Origin of the sequence: Methylocystis sp. JR02 (assembly GCF_030063565.1) — a bacterium.
Lineage (GTDB): Bacteria > Pseudomonadota > Alphaproteobacteria > Rhizobiales > Beijerinckiaceae > Methylocystis > Methylocystis iwaonis.
The window spans coordinates 199,614-213,964 of record NZ_JASIRC010000002.1 but is presented as its reverse complement, the minus strand read 5'-3'; the positions used below and the strand labels follow the sequence as shown (position 1 = coordinate 213,964).

At 60.5% G+C, this 14,351-nt stretch carries 11 protein-coding genes and 3 pseudogenes; 9 read left to right on the top strand and 5 right to left on the bottom strand.

Annotated elements, in window-relative coordinates; translation table 11 throughout:
- Positions 1–6 precede the first annotated feature (6 nt).
- The 4 genes from QNA11_RS19350 to QNA11_RS19335 all read left to right on the top strand — a co-directional run bounded on the left by QNA11_RS19350 (position 7) and on the right by QNA11_RS19335 (position 3,785).
- Positions 7–1,236, top strand: a complete 1,230-nt coding sequence (locus tag QNA11_RS19350) for an ABC transporter substrate-binding protein (protein WP_283484399.1) — start codon at positions 7–9, stop codon at positions 1,234–1,236.
- Positions 1,233–2,063, top strand: a complete 831-nt coding sequence (locus QNA11_RS19345) for an ABC transporter permease (RefSeq protein ID WP_283484398.1) — start codon at positions 1,233–1,235, stop codon at positions 2,061–2,063. The genes QNA11_RS19350 and QNA11_RS19345 overlap by 4 nt, the downstream gene beginning before the upstream one ends.
- A gap of 25 nt (positions 2,064–2,088) precedes the next feature.
- Positions 2,089–2,640, top strand: a complete 552-nt coding sequence (locus QNA11_RS19340; RefSeq protein ID WP_283484397.1) for an OsmC family protein — start codon at positions 2,089–2,091, stop codon at positions 2,638–2,640.
- Positions 2,641–2,795: 155 nt separating this feature from the next.
- Entirely contained in the window at positions 2,796–3,785 is a 990-nt protein-coding gene (locus QNA11_RS19335; protein ID WP_283484396.1) for an acyl-CoA dehydrogenase family protein, read from the top strand.
- A 547-nt stretch (positions 3,786–4,332) separates the two neighbouring features.
- Here the strand turns inward: QNA11_RS19335 and QNA11_RS19330 are convergent.
- Both QNA11_RS19330 and QNA11_RS19325 read right to left on the bottom strand, forming a co-directional pair.
- A complete protein-coding gene (locus QNA11_RS19330) occupies positions 4,333–5,691 on the bottom strand; it encodes a PQQ-dependent sugar dehydrogenase (protein WP_283484395.1) in 1,359 nt (452 codons plus the stop codon).
- Positions 5,692–6,005: 314 nt separating this feature from the next.
- Positions 6,006–6,382 (bottom strand): annotated as a pseudogene (locus tag QNA11_RS19325) (DDE-type integrase/transposase/recombinase); the annotation flags it as partial.
- 354 nt (positions 6,383–6,736) lie between these two features.
- On the opposite strand from QNA11_RS19325, the gene fae (QNA11_RS19320) reads away from it, so the two are divergent.
- From fae (QNA11_RS19320) to QNA11_RS19305, 4 genes and pseudogenes are all read left to right on the top strand, one after another.
- Positions 6,737–7,246 carry a formaldehyde-activating enzyme gene (gene fae, locus QNA11_RS19320; RefSeq protein WP_202073297.1) on the top strand — a complete coding sequence of 170 codons (510 nt, stop codon included), beginning with the start codon at positions 6,737–6,739 and terminating at the stop codon, positions 7,244–7,246.
- A gap of 108 nt (positions 7,247–7,354) precedes the next feature.
- The gene (fae, locus tag QNA11_RS19315; RefSeq protein WP_502867576.1) at positions 7,355–7,921 is read left to right on the top strand and encodes a formaldehyde-activating enzyme; all 567 of its coding nucleotides are present in this window, start codon (positions 7,355–7,357) and stop codon (positions 7,919–7,921) included.
- A gap of 32 nt (positions 7,922–7,953) precedes the next feature.
- Positions 7,954–8,517, top strand: a complete 564-nt coding sequence (locus QNA11_RS19310) for a hypothetical protein (RefSeq protein WP_283484393.1) — start codon at positions 7,954–7,956, stop codon at positions 8,515–8,517.
- A 345-nt stretch (positions 8,518–8,862) separates the two neighbouring features.
- Positions 8,863–9,240, top strand: a pseudogene (locus QNA11_RS19305) (DUF2778 domain-containing protein); the annotation flags it as partial.
- A gap of 423 nt (positions 9,241–9,663) precedes the next feature.
- On the opposite strand, the gene QNA11_RS19300 reads toward QNA11_RS19305, so the two are convergent.
- Positions 9,664–11,607: a DUF885 domain-containing protein gene (locus tag QNA11_RS19300; protein ID WP_283484392.1), complete on the bottom strand. Its 1,944-nt coding sequence runs from the start codon at positions 11,605–11,607 to the stop codon at positions 9,664–9,666.
- Positions 11,608–12,113: 506 nt separating this feature from the next.
- On the opposite strand from QNA11_RS19300, the pseudogene QNA11_RS19295 reads away from it, so the two are divergent.
- Positions 12,114–12,233: pseudogene (locus QNA11_RS19295) on the top strand (IS6 family transposase); the annotation flags it as partial.
- 142 nt (positions 12,234–12,375) lie between these two features.
- Here the strand turns inward: QNA11_RS19295 and QNA11_RS19290 are convergent.
- Complete coding sequence (locus QNA11_RS19290) at positions 12,376–12,927, bottom strand: GNAT family N-acetyltransferase (RefSeq protein WP_202073302.1); 552 nt, start codon at positions 12,925–12,927, stop codon at positions 12,376–12,378.
- Entirely contained in the window at positions 12,924–14,321 is a 1,398-nt protein-coding gene (locus QNA11_RS19285; RefSeq protein WP_283484391.1) for an ABC transporter substrate-binding protein, read from the bottom strand. Before QNA11_RS19285 ends, QNA11_RS19290 begins: the two co-directional genes overlap by 4 nt.
- Between the last annotated feature and the right edge of the window lie 30 nt (positions 14,322–14,351).

The following is a 14,351-nucleotide window of genomic DNA, read 5'->3' as shown; positions in this document are numbered from 1 at the left end:
AACGATATGTGCCAATCCTGCGATCAGTATGATCTCAACTACGCTGCCGGAGCTGGCGTGTCGCGCCGTCATGTGCTCGATCGCCTCGCCATGGGCGGTCTTGCGGCGCTACTGGCGGGCCTGCCAAAAACAACGCGTGCGGCCGAAAGCGACGACGACACGCTGCGCATCGGCTATCTGCCGATCACGGACGCGACGCCGCTGCTTGTCGCCCACGCCAAGGGCTATTTCGAAGAGGAAGGACTCAAGGTCGCCAAGCCGGAGCTCATTCGCGGCTGGGCGCCTCTTATCGAAGGTTTCACCGCGGGACGCTTCAACCTCGTGCATCTTCTCAAGCCGACCGCGCTCTGGCTGCGCTACGGCAGCCATGTGCCCGTGAAGGTTGTGGCCTGGGCGCACACAAACGGCTCAGCGCTTGTCGTGCAGGGCGACGGCGGGGTGCAGAGCTTTGCAGATCTCGCCGGTAAGCAGCTCGCTGTGCCGTTCTGGTATTCAATGCACAATATCGTGCTGCAATATGCCCTACGCAAAAGCGGCCTCACGCCTGTCATAAAGCCCCAGAGCGCGGTGCTCGGCCCCAAGGAAGTCAATCTTCAAATCTTGCAGCCGCCGGACATGCCGCCAGCGCTCGCCGCCAAGAAGATCGACGGCTATATTGTCGCCGAGCCTTTCGACGCGTTGGGCGAGCTCAACGCTGGTGGGCGTGTGCTGCGCTTTACCGGCGACATTTGGAAAAATCACCCTTGTTGCGTCGTCGCCATGTTGCAGCCGCTGATAGAGAAGCGGCCGGAATGGGCGCAGAAGACCGTTAACGCCATCGTGCGAGCGGAAATCTACGCCTCGCAGAACAAGGAAGAGGTGGCCCAGCTCCTCTCGCGCGACGGCGCCGGCTATCTGCCGCCGCCGGCGAAAGTCGTAAGGCGCGCCGTGACCGCCTATGCGCAAGAGCCTGCCTACAAGGAGGTTATCCGCCACCCCGATTGGGGCAACGGCCGGATCGATTTCCAGCCCTGGCCATATCCTTCGGCGACGCGCCTGATCGTCCAGCAGCTAAAGGAAGCAAAAATTGAAGGCGAACGAGCCTTCCTGGATAAGCTCGACCCCGATTTCGTCGCCAAGGACCTCGTCGATTACGCCCTCGTCAAAAAGGCGCTGGAGCGGTACCCGGATTGGAAGCGCGACCGGAGTGTCTCGAGCGGCGACCCCTTCAGCCGGCAGGAGGTTCTCGCGCTATGAGCGCCGTAGCCGTGAGCTTCCTCGAAAGGCCGCGCGACTTGCGGCGCCGGCGCGCCATCGGCGCGCGTTTAGCGCGAGTGCTCGTCGAACTGAGCGGACTCGCGCTTCTTTTGGGCCTGTGGGCGCTCGGAGGTTGGCTGATCGCGCGCAATCCATCGACCGCAGCTTTCGCCGGCTTCGCGCCGGCGCCCGCCCTGAGCCGTCTTTACGACATGCTGCGCGACGGCTCCGCGATGGCCGCCGCGGTTCCGAGCCTTGGACGCATTGCGTTCGGCCTCCTGATCGCCTTTGCGGCAGGATCGCCGGTCGGCGTGCTCGTGGGCAGCAGCGCGCTCTTTCGCAGGGCGACGCATCTCCCTTTCCAGCTTTTGCGCATGGTAAGCCCGCTCGCCTGGATGCCGATCGCCATTCTCGCCTTTTCGACTTGGAACGCGGCAATCGTATTCCTCATCTTCGCGGCCTCAGTCTGGCCGATCATTTTCTCGACCGCCCATGGCCTGCGCAAGCTCGACCCCGATTGGTTCCGCCTCGCGCATAATCTTGGCGCGGGCAGATGGCAAATCCTACGCGCCGTCATCGTTCCGGCGGTGGCGCAGGATGTGCTCACCGGTCTACGACTCGCGCTCGGCGTCGCCTGGATCGTGCTTGTTCCCGCCGAATATCTTGGCGTGACGAGTGGGCTTGGCTACGCGATCAACGATGCGCGCGACACCCTTGAATACGATCGCCTCGCGGCGACGGTCGTCCTGATCGGCCTCATTGGCTTCTTGCTTGACGCGCTCCTGCTTGCCGCCATCGCCCGCGTCTCCTGGACCAACCACGACTGACACGAACAAAAGGATCGCTTTCTACATGAGCAACGACGCCCCCGTTCTCACTTCCTGCCTGGCGCCGATCAGCAAGGATGGGCTCGACGCCCTCATCGCGGCCGGCAAGGCCAATCCCGCGGCCATCAAGACGGTCAAATGCCGCACTGTCGCCGAAGGCCGTTTCCGCCATCTGAATTTCATTCGAGATCTCCCGCCGCACATCGTCGACGAACCGCCCGTCCTTCTGGGCGACGACACTGCCCCCAACCCCTCGGAAGCGTTGCTCGCCGCGCTCGGCTCTTGTCTCGCCGTGGGCATTCACGCCAACGCCGTCGCCAATGGCGTCGTGGTGCGCTCCCTTGCGCTCGATCTTGAAGCCGATATCAACATCACTTCGGTGTGGGGAACGGGCGACACTACGCCCAAGCCCGTCGGCTTCGACGTAATCCGCGTAGCAGTTTCCTTTGACGCAGACGCTCCAAGGGAAACGCTCGACGCCCTGATAGCTCACTCACAGAAATGGTCGCCGGTCGCAAACACCATCTCCAAGCCTGTAGCCCTCTCGGTCACGCGAACGGAAAAGGCCGAGTCATGAGTCTCGCTGAACTATCGACGTCTCCTATAGGCGTGTCAAACCAAAGCAGCATGCTCGGGCGCGTGAAGGCAATCGTCCAATCCGACTTGCGCCCCCTTGCCGCGCGGATTGACGAGGACGGCCTTTATCCAGCGCATGTCCTCAAGAATCTCGGATTGGCCGGCGCTTTCGCCCAGCATCATGAAGGTTTCGGCGAAGACCATGCGATTAATCTCAAAGCCGCTATCCGTGCGATGAGCTCAGTCGCGGAGGCCTGTCTCTCGACCGCCTTCTGCGTCTGGTGTCAGGATGCTTTTGGTTGGTATCTGCAAAACTCAGAGAACCTCGGCTTGCGCGCACGCTTGCAGGCAGACGCTGCGTCGGGCGCCGCTCTCGGCGGGACTGGCCTCTCAAACCCGATGAAGGCGCTTTCGGGCGTCGAGCCGCTAAGGCTCAAGGGGCGTCGAGTCGATGGCGGCTATCGCGTGGACGGCGTTTTGCCTTGGGTGTCAAATCTGGAAGACGGCCATTATTTTGGCTTCTGTTTCGAAGCGGGCGCCACGGTTGTTACGGCGATCGCCCATCTTGGTTTCGGTGGCGTCGAAAGCCGTAAGGGGGCGCAATTCATTGCCCTAGAAGGGACCGCAACGCGGGCCGTTGGTTTCAAGAACGCTTTAATTCCCGATGAAATGGTATTGTCTGACTCATTGATCCGGTTCGCCAAGCGGATCAAGCCAGGCTTTCTCCTGCTGCAAACGGGCATGGCCATTGGGCTCGTCCGCAACTGCGCCGATTTGATGCGCGCCCTGCCCTCGCGTGTACGGGCGGTGAACGCCTATTTGCCGATTGGCCCGGGATCGCTGGACGAGCTCGTCGATGCGATGGAGCACGAGATCATGAGGCTCGCTGAAACGCCTTCGGAGCAGGCCCCCGAATATCTACGGCGAGTTCTCGAGGCGCGGCTCGAAGGCTCCCGTCTTGCTCTCGATGCAACTCAGGCGCTGATGCTGCATGCCGGCTCCAGCGCCTATCTACGCGGCTCGATCTACAGTCGGCGACTTCGAGAGTCCTACTTCATCGCGATCGTGACGCCGGCCACAAAACATCTGCTGAAGGATATCTCTGAAAGAAACTCTTCTTTGCAACACACGCTCATGCAGCCTTGACTTGTCCTTGACATGGGCAGCGGCGCCGTGTAGGTCCCCGTTCCTTCGGTGATAGCGCCGTAGTCGGCGCTATAGGCCTTCTTGTCGTCAGGATTCGTCGTCTCGACGTCGGTCCGCTTCGTTGCGCCAACGTCAATGGGCGGCAGGGCCTGGATCTGCGCGAGAATGATCGACGCCGCCTTTTCGTCCGGCCCCTCGAAGCGATAGGACAGACCGGTTCCCTCGAGCAGCCTATCGAGCCCTTCACGCATCGAGAAAGCTCCAGAAAGCCCCGTCGTGCGTAGCATCCGCGTAACACGCGCATCTAGTCTAATTGGCGATTTGGCGCGAGCGACAAGAAGACGTCTTCTCCGCGCTCAACCTGTTCGTTCCAGCCCGTCCCTCTCGCCACTCCGCCATTGCCATCCATCTGCATCGCCTCAGGACGATCGCGGAGTGAAGATCCGTGGCGTTACCCGGCTGAATCGAGACCGATAGGCTTCGCTACGCCTTGAACGAGTTAAAGTGACATCGCCCTCGAGCCTCATGCCGAAGCGATTAGCATCTCTTATCTGCCGACGTAGCGCACTCTGAAGATGACGCCGTTCCCGTCTTCGCTGACGAGGAGTGATCCGTCGGGCGCGACCGTTGCATCGACGGGTCGCCCCCATACTCTTGTGTCATCCACGACAAATCCCGTCAGGAAATCCTGGTATTCGCCTGTCGGTTCGCCATCTTTGAACTTCAAACGAACGACCTTGTAGCCAGTGCGTTTGGCGCGATTCCAGGAACCATGGAGCGTCACGAACGCGTCGCCCTTATAGTCGGCCGGGAATTGCGCGCCATCGTAAAAGGCGAGGCCGAGCGGCGCGGAATGAGGCTGCAGGAGAATGTCCGGTATCGTGACCTTGTCTGCGAGATCCGGCCTTGCGCCGAGATGCCGCGGATCGGGATTGCCGCCGATATAATACCACGGCCATCCATAAAAGGCGCCCGGCTTCACGCGCGTCGCATAATCGGGCGGCAAGTCGTCACCGAGCATGTCGCGCTCATTGACGACGCACCAGAGATCCTCGGACTTCGGCCGCAAGCGTAAGCCGGAACAGTTGCGGATGCCCGTCGCATAGATTCGCTTGTTTGCGCCATCGGGATCGAAAGCGAGCACGGCGGCGCGATCGAGTTCGGACCCCGAGCTTGCGCCGACGCCATTCTTGGCCTCGAGTTCGGCGACTTCCGCGGCGGAAGGACGAACATGGCCATCCGCGACATTGCTCTTGGACCCAACCGCGACGAAGAGCGTCTTTCCATCGGGCGAGAAGGCAATGTCGCGGGTCCAGTGGCCGCTTTCCGCCGGCAGCGGACCGGCGACGATTTCGGCGGGGCCGGCCGCTTTGAGGTCCCCTTGCTTGTAGGGGAAGCGCACGACCTTCGAGACCGTTCCAACATAGACATATTGTGGGTTGGGGCCGGGCGGATAGAAGGCGACACCGTAGGGCCGCTCGAGCTCGGCGGCGAAAATCTCGCTTTGCGCGGGCTTGATATCTCCGTCCTTCATTCGAAACACGCGCACGCGTCCGGCGTTGCTCTCCGTCACGAACAAATCGCCGTTGGGCGCAAATTTCAGAACGCGCGGTCCGTTCAGCCCAGAAGCGAAAACTTCAGCCTCGAAACTCGCGAGCGTTTTGAGCGCAGCGCCCTCGGGCCGAGGAACGACCTGGGAGCGCTCCGCTTTGGGCTCGCTCGCGAGCGGGCGCGGTAAATCTTGCGGGCCAATCCGCCGCCATGCGCCAGGCGCGTCCGCGCGCCAGTCCCTGAAGGCGGCGGCGCCGATAAGTCGCTGATCCGTTTCCGAGCGGAGAGCCGTTACCGATAGCGCGGCGCCGCCGACCGCAGCGACGCCGATGATCGCGAGCCATCTCCTACGCATTCCTATTCGCCTCACCCAATCTATTTATCTATTCATCGACTATGATATTAATCCGCCGAACTGAGGCATTCAAGACGGGCTTACCACCCATAGCCCGTATTTTCTCGCATATTCCGGTTTCGTCACGGATTACGGCCCAGCGGCCTCAGATTTATTTCTGTATTTTTATAGTGTGTTATAGTCCTATAATCATTGATGGCGGGCTTCCAGCATGAGCGCGGAACTCGCGGCGACCGAAAAAGGACAGGAAATTTTGGGTTCTGTCGTAAATTTTGCGTAAGCCTCGAGAGGCAGGGCAGCGGGCCTCTCGCGGCTTACGCCGCGAGAGCATAGAACTGCTTTGCTGGGCGCAATTTGCCCGTCGTTTGCAACTGCCCTTTTCGGATCATGTGCATGAACTCGACGCCGGCGAGCGTTGCTGCGGCCGAGCGAAAGGATTTGAACCCCAGCGCCGGCCGCACCACCCGCTTGATCGCTCGGCGGTCCTGTTCGACGATGTTGTTCAGAAATTTCCTTCGCCTGATCTCGATGTCCGCCTCGTTCTCTGCATTGTAGCTCTCGATCGCAGCGGTGTTGGCGCCGCTCTTGTCGATCGTGATCATCTTCGGCGCGCCGTTCTGCCGATCGCTCGGCGCAGGAACCGCAACGCCGCTTTGCGATCCCGCTTTGCCGTCAGCAGGAAGTCCACCGTCGCCTTGTGATCGCCTTGAGCCTCCTGATAGTGGCTTGCGCAACGACGCGCGGCGGACGAAACCCGCTACCGGTCTTAGGGCTTTCAGCCAAGAACGGACGGCTTTTCCAAGTGTCTGCTCGACACCGACCTTGATCGCGCCGCCGACCGGCGGGCCGCCTCCTATTCCGCCCCGCCCAGGGGCCCGGCGTCTACGGCAGGCCATGGCGCTATTGGTGACGATCGGGGCGGCGCCGACGACTACGTGCGTCGGGACGGACGAATTTTACTTGGTCGACACCGTTGCTAATCTCTACCAATTAGGTATGATTATGACGGCCCGCGGAGGGGCGGGCGCGTCAAAAGGATTGTTACATGGCTAAAATCAACAAGCTTCTCGTCGGCGAGTCCCTCGTGGGCGAAGGGAACGAAGTTGCTCACATCGATCTGCTGATTGGACCGCGCGGCTCCGCGGCGGAGCTCGCCTTCGCCAATGCGCTCGTCAACAACAAGGATGGCTTCACGACACTGCTCGCCGTGATCGCACCCAATCTCCTCGCGAAGCCAAACACCATTCTTTTTAACAAGGTCACCATCAAGGGCGCAAAGCAGGCGGTGCAGCTCTTTGGTCCGGCGCAGCATGGCGTCGCCAAGGCCGTCGCCGACTCTGTCGCCGAAGGCGTCATTCCTCTCGAAGAGGCGGACGACCTTTTCATCTCGGTGGGCGTGTTCATCCATTGGGAAGCAAACGACGACAAGAAGATCCAGGACTACAACTACCAGGCCACGAAAGAGGCCATCGCGCGCGCGGTCGCCGGCGAGCCGAAGGCTTCCGAAGTCGTCGCGAAGCGCAACGAAGCGAAGCATCCGTTCGCGGCCAACTGATCCAGCGAACGCAAACCGCTGGGGAGACGGCCTTGCCGTCCTCCCGGGGAAAGCTGCGGGTGCGACCGCGTTTCCCGCACCCGCAGCCAACTCGCCCAAGTAGAGGTCTTGATGTCGCTTCTAACCAAGTTTCTCAGCATTTTCGCGCCCAAAGCGACTCAGCAAAGCGCCGGGCTCTCGAAGCTCGGCGTCGGCGAGGCCCTCGTTGGCGACGGCAATGAGGTCGCGCATATCGATCTCCTGATCGGCCCGCGCGGCAGCGCCGCCGAAAAGGCCTTCGCCAATGCGCTCGTCAACAATAAGCACGGCTTCACCACCTTGCTCGCGGTCATTGCGCCGAACCTTCTCGTCAAGCCCTACACAATCCTGTTCAACAAGGTGACCATCGAGAATGCCCGTCAGGCGATCCAGCTGTTCGGACCAGCGCAGCACGGCGTCGCCAAGGCTGTCGCGGACTCGGTCGCCGAGGGAATCATCCCGGTCGAGCAGGCGGAAGACCTCTTCATCTCTGTCGGAGTCTTCATTCACTGGGACGCCGCCGACGACAGGAAAATCCAGGACTTCAACTATCGCGCCACGAAGGAGGCCATCGCGCGGGCGCTCGCCGGCGATCCGTCGGCGAAATCTGTCCTGTCGGCCCGCGTCACCGCCAAGCATCCCTTCGCGCCGGGCTGAGTCGGCGACATCCAGCGGAAAGGCGGCAGGTCTTGCTCGTCACATTGCTCAACCACTCTGCGCTCGTGATCCTTGTGCTGCTCAGCGTGGCCGAGGCCGCCGCCGGGCGGCTCGATCTGTCGAAAGCCGACAGAGACGAAACGACGCTCGATCTCGCTTCGATCGCCTTTCCGCTGGCGAGCCGGCCGGCGGTTTTCGCGCTGGTCCTAGGCGGCGCCGCGGCGCTGGTCCCGGAATGGCGGGATAGGTTCAGCCACTGGAGCTGGGTGGCCTGGATCCCCGTTTATCTGATCGGGGAAGACATGGTTCAATATTTGGTGGCATCGGCTGGGCCACACCAATACACCTCGCTTTGGCGCCGCGCCATCATTCGGCACCTAACCAATTGGCACAAAAAGATGATAGCCCGACACCCGTTGAGATCGAGACGACAAACCGCTTGCACCACCCCATCACATGATGGATGTCACTTCTCAAATGAAACTTCGGGAGACGGCTGTCGACGCCGATTGGTTGCAACTTCACCCACCATGTTTTCCCGCCTGTTGAAACATGAGCCGACCAAGGCTTGCCCAAATTCATCTGCTTTAAAGTGAGCTCTGATGGAATATTTATCCTCTTGTCTCTTTATCACCGCCGTTCTGGTTTTACTCGCGACAGGAATACAGGCGTTCGAGGTTCGCTTTCGCACGGCAACTTCAATAGGACTCGCCATTGCCGCATGCGCCGTTTTCACGCTCGGCCTCCTCGCCCACTTCGCTCCTGACCATGGCTGCAAGCTGTGGAGGGAACTCGGAAACCCAGTGAAAATGGCGGACCGATGTATCGCGTCCGAAAGAGCTGTATCTGACCAGACCGATGCATCCAACCGCATGGTCAGCCGAGCAAATCTCAAAATTGCAACCCCAGAGGGCGACTCGTTTCTTTTAAGACGGTTCGGCTTCGCCACTGCCGTATATGAGATCGCCGCACATACAGTTTATCTGCCGAACGGCCAGCGCTTGGAGGCGCATTCAGGGCTCGGCGCGCGACTTGATGACCCTCGCTTTGTTCACGAACCTATGCGCGGCGCAACGCCGCCCAGCACCTACGAAATTACGCTGAGGGAACAGCCCTTTCATGGCATCCGGGCCCTACGTCTCGTTCCTGTTGGCGACGCAAATACTTTCGGTCGCACCGGCCTGCTCGCCCATACTTATATGCTGGGGCCCAAAGGCGACTCGAACGGTTGCGTGGTTTTCAAGGATTACGCTGCCTTTTTGCGTGCCTTTGAATCAGGCGAAATTAAGCGTCTTCTTGTCGTCGCACATCTGGACTGAATGGCGCTGCTGGGGTCCCGGGGGAGTTCAGGACGACTGAGATGGGAGGTGATTTTGTGGTTCCTCTATGCGGTCCTGTCGCAAATTTTTGTCTGAGGCCGGCCTGGGTTACGCTGTTTGCGGGCAGGCGAGACAGTGCGATGATGGAGTTCAAAGGGAGCCATTTCGAACGTGACGTGATCGTCTGGCGCGTGCGCTAGTATGTCGCCTACCCGATCAGCTACCGGCAGCTCGAGGAGATGATGGAAGAGCGCGGGGTTCGAGGAAGGGCAACCGCAAACGACGGACAAATTGCGCCCGGCGAAGCAGTTCTACGCTTCGCGGCGTAAGCCTCGAGAGGCCCGCTATCGCGCGTCTCGCACTCACGCAAAATTTGCGACAGAATCGTCTCAATTGCAGGGGTCTCCGGATTGTGCGACTGAACTAGCGGGCGATGTAATCTTCGACGACGCGCTCCAGAACAGCGAGAGGGAGCGAGCCCGACAGCAACCCCGCGTCGTGAAATTTTCGAAGATCAAATCTGGAGCCGAGCGCAAGGCGAGCGCGGTCGCGCAACCGGAGCCAAGTGAGCTTTCCGACCATGTAGCCGCAGGCCTGTCCCGGCCATACGCAGTAGCGCTCCACTTCCGTCGTGGCGACGCTTTGCTTCTCTCCGAGAGTGTCGGCGAAATAGGCGATGGCCCTCTCTCGGCTCCAGTCCTTGGCGTGCAAACCCGAGTCGACCACGAGCCGAACAGCGCGGAACAGCGCGGCTTGCAATTGGCCTATGTGACCAAGCGGATCGTTTTCATACAATCCGATTTCGACCGCGAGTTGTTCGGTGTAAAGCGCCCAGCCCTCCGCATAGGCGTTGAAGCCCGACATCTTGCGAATCAAGGGCAGGTTTTGCGCTTCATTCGCCAAAGTAATTTGGAGATGATGGCCCGGAATGGCCTCATGATAGGTCAGCGTCGGCAGGCGCCAGCGGGCCCATTCCGCAGTGTCGCGCAGGTTGATGTAATAGGCTCCGGGCCGTGCACCGTCGAGCGAGCCGGCGTAATAATACCCGCCGGGCGCGCCCGCTTCGATTTCCTTGGGAACGCGCCGGATTTCAACGATGGCCTTGGGAAGGGCGCCGAAATAGGACGGCAGCTTAGCTTGCACCTCGGCGACCTTCGCATTGAGGTCCGCAATCAGGGCCTCCTTTGCGTCGTCAGTATTCTCATAAAGAAATTTTGGGTCGGCGCTCAGCTCCGCCAATCTTTGGCCGACATTGCCGCTGCTGTATCCCTGCGACTCGAGCAGCTCGCCGAGCTCGGAAGAAATCTTCGCGACGAGCTCGAGACCCGTTGCGTGGATTTCATCGGGGTGAGCGTCGAGGTAGTGCTTTCCTTCAACGAGACGCGGTAATAGTCGGCGCCGTTTGGAAGCGCCGCAAAGAAATTTTGGGTCGGCGCTCAGCTCCGCCAATCTTTGGCCGACATTGCCGCTGCTGTATCCCTGCGACTCGAGCAGCTCGCCGAGCTCGGAAGAAATCTTCGCGACGAGCTCGAGACCCGTTGCGTGGATTTCATCGGGGGTGAGCGTCGAGGTAGTGCTTTCCTTCAACGAGACGCGGTAATAGTCGGCGCCGTTTGGAAGCGCCGCTACGCCGGCCGCATGCGTCGCGCGGCCGCGCAAGCTTTGTAGATATTCAGCCTGACTGGCCAGCGCCGGAAGGATTTTTCCTGTGTACGCCGCTTCTGCGCGGCCAACCCAATCGCCCGCAATGCCCTTCACTTTCGTCCGGCGGGCGAGGGATTGAACGACCGTGGCCTTGTCGACCGGAATATTCAAGAACGCGCGCATTTGCACGAGGGTCTTGTCGATGACAAAATCGGGCGGCGTTACGCCGGCGCCGACATCGTGCTTCGCAAGCTCCAGCTCCTCCCTCATCTGTCGCGCGAAAGCGTCGAGGCGGGCGAGATAGGCCTCAGCGTCGTCGGAGGTCTCTATCGTGTGCTTCGTGTCGAGAAAGTCCGGCACAAATCGATATGCGCCGGTCAATTGGCTTAAAACATAAGGTGCTCCCGATCCGCCGGCGCCGAAATTGAAAATCCGGTCCGCCTCATTGCGGATTTCGGTAGTGAACAACACCGTATCGAAGTTGATGCGGTCGGTGTCGCCGAGCGCGGCGCGGTCGATGCTCCGAAGCCCCTCAAGGCGGCGCGCAGTGTCTTCTTTGTCTTGAGCAAGGACGTTCGGCGAGCGTTCGCTAAGGAGGCTTTTCAGGCCCGCGAGTTCGCCCTTATCGAGGCCCAGGCTTGTCGCGTGTTCTGGGTAGCGGCGCAGGCGTTCTTGAACAAATTTGTCGAAAAGGGCCCCGAGCTTGGCGCCCTCCGTCGCCAATGGTGCCTCAGCGGCGTCTGCGGCGGCAAGAAGCGGCGTAAGAGCGGAAATGGCAACGCCTTGCAATAGGTTGCGACGAGAGAGCATGCCAAAAGCCTCTAATGGCGAGTGAAAATTATCTATGACTCCTGTCGAGATAATATACAAAAGGACGCCGCGCGCAAATTTGTAGGAACGCAATGGCGACCCTTTGCCTCTCCAGCACACAAGAAGAGACTCCTACACGCCGAGGGGGCAACGCGCGGGATCGGCGACGAGGACGCGCCCGCGGCAAAAATCTCTATCGAAAGCTTGAAACCGAAGTTCTAGTCCGAGCGCGTCAAGGTTGTCGCGAGGCTCGTGCAAGTCGGGCTTTACGCCGCCCGCGGCTTCCTGACCGTATCTGACTGGATAGCCAAACTGGCCCATCAATGGCGCGCTCTCGGGCCCATTTCCGGGTTCTGTCGCAAATTTTTGTCTGAGGGCGGCCTGGGTTACGCTGTTGTCGGGGCAGGCGGGACAGCGCGATGATGGAGTCCAAAGGGAGCCATTTCGAATGTGACGTGATCGTCTGGGGCGCGCGCTGGTATGTCGCCTACCCGATCAGCTACCGGCAGCTCGAGGAGATGATGGAAGAGCGCGGGGTTCGAGGAAGGGCAACTGCAAACGACGGACAAATTGCGTCCGGCGAAGCAGTTCTACGCTTTCGCGGCGTAAGCCTCGAGAGGCCCGCTGTCGCGCGTCTCGCACTCACGCAAAATTTGCGACAGAATCCGAGAACTTGCTTATTCATTGCGAACTATCGAATTCGTGCGCGAGAAGTCCCATGATCACATCATCGCGCCATTCGTCGCCGACGCGCGCCGCTTCGCGTTCCCGTCCTTCCTCTACAAAGCCGCATGCGCGGTAACAGGCGATAGCTCGCCCGTTGTAGGAAACGACGCGCACGCTGATGCGATGCAAGGCGAGCGCGTCAAAGGCGTAGCGAAGGAGGATAAGTATTGCCCGTCTGCCGAGACCGCGCCCAAGCTTGTGTGGGTCATAGAGCCCGATCGCCAATTGCGCGCGACGATCGTGCTTGTTCATGTTGTCGAGCCTGATTTCGCCGAGCCAGCTCCCTTCGTGTTCGATCGCCCAGGCGAGGGGATGCTTTGCCAAATCATCGACCCAGCGGCGGACGCCGGCCTCTGTCAGCGCCGGGATGTCAGTCGGGTCCACTCCAAACATCCGCATGATTGCGGGGTCGTTTCCGAGCTCGAAACGCTCCCGCGCATCACCTGCGCGAAATTCTCGCAACAGCATATCCGGGCCACGAAGCGTCGGAATGCTTTGCAGGCTCATCCTGGCCTCCGAGTTGGGCTCAGCTTACTTTGAAGGATCGCGTCGAAATCCTGCACCTTTCCGCCCGACCTCGCGGCGAAGGATTCCGCGTCGGCTTTCGAGAAAAACGCATCGAGCCGCCCTGATGACGCGGCGACATACCAGGCGCGGTTGGCAAAAATCTTGATGCCGTTGCTGCGGTCCTGTGCATAGGTGGCGCGGATTTTCTTGCCTTGCGCTTCGAACTGGGTCAGAGCGGCGAATGCCGAGTCCAGCGATACATAGCGGTGGACTTTGGGCTCGCCCTCCAACCAGAGCTCTGCGGAAAGGCTCGCTTCGGTCATCGGCTCACTCGTCGACGAGGCGTAGTGCGCAAGCTCAGTGTCGTAGTCGAGTCCAGACGCCTTGAAAGCGGCGCGGAGAAATCTATCGTCGATGAATGTTTCGAGATCGAGGCCGGTGTCGGCGCGCTTCAGCAGCTTGAGCGTTTCGATCGAGGTCGCAAGATCCTGCCGATACTCCTTCTTCCACGTCAGGTCGCGTGTCTGAAGTCCGAGTGGGCCATGAAAGAGATAGACGACAGGGGCGTCGATGCCGGTGGCCTTGGCGATCAACTCGCTGTATTTTTCCGGCTCGCCGGCCAACAGCCTGTTCGCGTCGATGACGGCGCGGAGATAGGCGACGATAAGCTCTGGATATTTCTCGGCGTAATCAGAGTCCACGAGAGCGCCGTGGAAAGTCGGAACGCCCGCCTGGGCGCCATCGAAGATCTTGCGGGCAAAGCCGCGCGCAGGAAAAAGTTCCGCGAAAGGCACGAAGTCGGCGTGCGCGTCGATCTGCCCGCTTTGCAGCGCCGAGCCTGCGACCTCGGGGGCCTGCGCGATGATCTTCACGTCGCGCCCGGGATCCCAGCCGAGATCAGCGACAGCGCGCAGCAGCATGCCATGCGCTGTCGAAGCAAAGGGCACAGAGATCGTCTTGCCCTTCAACTCCGCGAGCGATTGCGCCGGCGAAGCGATCGGCACGACGACGCCATTGCCGCTTCCGCGGATGCTGCCGGACAGCACCGTGATGAACCGGCTGCTTTTGCCCGCCTTCTTGAAGGCGACGCCGTTCAGCGCGCCGGGGAAGTCGGCCATGACGCCGATATCGAGCTTGCCCGCGACCATTTCATTCGTGATCGGCGCGCCGCTCGAGAAATTCTTCCACTGAATGTCGTATGTCGCGTCCTTATACTTGCCGTCATGTGGCAGATGGCGTCGGAGAAGATCGAGTTCGCGAATCAGTAGTCCGCCCGCGGCGCAATTGATCGTCGTATCCTGCGTTCCGATTGCGATGCGAATTGTTTCCGCAGCCGCGCCCGTCGGCGTCGCAAGGGTCCATGAAAGAATGCCGCAGATTCGAAGCAGTCGCATTTCAATTTCACCCGAGCTTTCGAGGCGACG